The 1,984-nt window shown below is 46.9% G+C and carries 4 protein-coding genes; all 4 read left to right on the top strand.

The window, feature by feature from the left end; all coding sequences use genetic code 11:
- Positions 1-375 precede the first annotated feature (375 nt).
- A complete protein-coding gene (rpmH, locus tag KDK16_RS04335; RefSeq protein ID WP_257274837.1) occupies positions 376-510 on the top strand; it encodes a 50S ribosomal protein L34 in 135 nt (44 codons plus the stop codon).
- A gap of 13 nt (positions 511-523) precedes the next feature.
- Positions 524-892 carry a ribonuclease P protein component gene (gene rnpA / locus KDK16_RS04330; RefSeq protein ID WP_257274835.1) on the top strand — a complete coding sequence of 123 codons (369 nt, stop codon included), beginning with the start codon at positions 524-526 and terminating at the stop codon, positions 890-892.
- 163 nt (positions 893-1,055) lie between these two features.
- Positions 1,056-1,394, top strand: coding sequence for a membrane protein insertion efficiency factor YidD (gene yidD, locus KDK16_RS04325; protein WP_373690719.1), 339 nt, complete (start codon positions 1,056-1,058; stop codon positions 1,392-1,394).
- Positions 1,370-1,984, top strand: a 615-nt coding sequence (yidC, locus tag KDK16_RS04320) for a membrane protein insertase YidC (RefSeq protein ID WP_257274834.1), incomplete at its 3' end; no start/stop codon positions are given. The genes yidD and yidC, both read left to right, overlap by 25 nt.

Genomic DNA, 1,984 nt, shown 5'->3' with positions numbered 1-1,984 from the left:
TTATCAGGCTTTATGAGACTTATCCACATAAAAACGACTGCTTAATATTCATAAAAAAAACAAAACAACATTACTCAAGTACATATGTACTATATGTATTTCATTATCTTGAATTAGCCAAAAAATATTTTTTATTTAAAAAGGCATGTTAAGTCGTTGGAATGCTGTTTTTTCTCTATATATAAGAGAACGTAATTTCCCTTATAAAAATACTCTTATTGACTAGCCACTTCTGATATCCGCAAAGAGCTGACAGCCTTCTAAGGATTAAGCCCTCAACCCCTGTGGCAAACTCTTGACAAATGCAAATTGACGCTAATCCCTCAATTACTTAGAATGCCCGTCTTTTTGTAAATCGATAAAACGAGTAACGTCATGAAAAGAACATTTCAGCCCAGCAATCTGAAGCGCAAGCGCAATCACGGTTTCCGTGCTCGCATGGCTACCAAGAACGGTCGTGCGGTTATCAACCGTCGTCGTGCCAAAGGTCGCAAGCGTCTGGCTGCCTGATTTGGATTGACAGGTGAGCTTCGCTTTTGGTCGCAATTTGCGACTTTGCTCAGCAGCTGATTTCAAGCAGGTTTTCGACCATACGGATATCAAGGTCAGTAGTCGCCATTTGCTGATACTGGCTTGCAGGAATGAGCTTAACCATCCCCGCCTGGGACTGGTGATTGCCAAAAAAAATATCCGTAAAGCTACCGGCCGTAATCGAGTCAAACGGCATATCCGGGAAACCTTTCGCCTTCATCAGAGCGAACTGGGAAATCTCGATATCGTTGTTCTGGCCAGAAGAGGTCTGGATGAGCTGGAAAGCTGCGATATCAATAAACTGCTCACCCACCAATGGTTTAAACTGGCCGGACGTCGGAATGAGCAGAAGGTTTCCTGAATGGGGACCATAGTCTGAAGCAGGCACTCTATGGTGCTGCTGCGTGGCAGTGGAGGTAGTTACTACCTCCAGTCACTCTTCAGAAAGCCAGTCATACTGTCTCCACTCAAATTATTAGCCGATATGTTTCCTGTCGATTCGGCACAAACAGAGTAAAGTCGACATGACCAGACCCATGATGAATTTTCTAGTGCTTTTGCCCAGACGCAGTGCCGTGGGATTGATCAAGGTCTACCGTTACTGCCTGAGCCCCATTATGGGCAGGCATTGTCGCTTTTACCCAAGCTGTTCCAGCTATTCACAGGAAGCTCTCGAATATCATGGTTTTCTGAAAGGTAGTTTTCTGACCTTGAAACGACTGCTGCGTTGCCATCCCTGGCATCCAGGAGGTTTTGATCCGGTGCCCGCTCCCTCGGACAGGCAACATCGGTCATCAGACGATCATATTCATCACCAAGACTCTTTGGCTCGGACATCATGGATCTGCAAAGAACACTCTTGATAGGTGCGATAGCCGTTGTTGGTGTATTTACACTTCAGCAATGGAATGAAGATTATAATCAGACCCGGCCGGCCAGCGACGCTGTTGTGGCTAATGTCTCCACTTCTCAAAGTGGTTCTGATTTACCCACTATCACGTCATCATCTTCTTCTCCGGAAATTCTGGATGCCAGGGTTCAGGCCTCGGCTCAACTGATTACTGTCAAAACAGATACTCTGAACCTTCAGATCGACCCGGCCGGTGGTGACATTATTGGGCTCAGCCTGCCCAAGTACCCGGCCTGGCTGCCAGAAGAAGGTGAGAAAGCCACGCCTTTCCAGCTGCTGGTCAACAGACCCGACTGTACACCAGGTGAAGTGACCTGTGTCTATACCGCTCAGAGCGGCCTGATTACTACCGACGGTCCCACCAACGACCAGAATCAGAGACCTCTCTATAGCGCAGCAGAGAGCCGCTACACTTTGCCAACCGGTCAGGATCAGCTGACAGTCAAACTGACTCGAACCACTGACAATGTTCAGGTGACCAAAACTTATACCTTTGAGCGTGGCACTTATGAGGTCAAAATAGCCTATGAAATTGCCAACAAC

This window comes from Endozoicomonas sp. SESOKO4, from assembly GCF_024606275.1.
The sequence above is the reverse complement of the archived record's forward strand: the minus strand, read 5'-3'. Positions and strand labels throughout refer to the sequence as shown.

Coding starts and splice junctions, on each gene's coding strand:
- rpmH (WP_257274837.1), top strand. CDS start 376: ATGAAAAGAACATTTCAGCCCAGCAATCTGAAGCGCAAGCGCAATCAC.
- yidD (WP_373690719.1), top strand. CDS start 1,056: ATGACCAGACCCATGATGAATTTTCTAGTGCTTTTGCCCAGACGCAGT.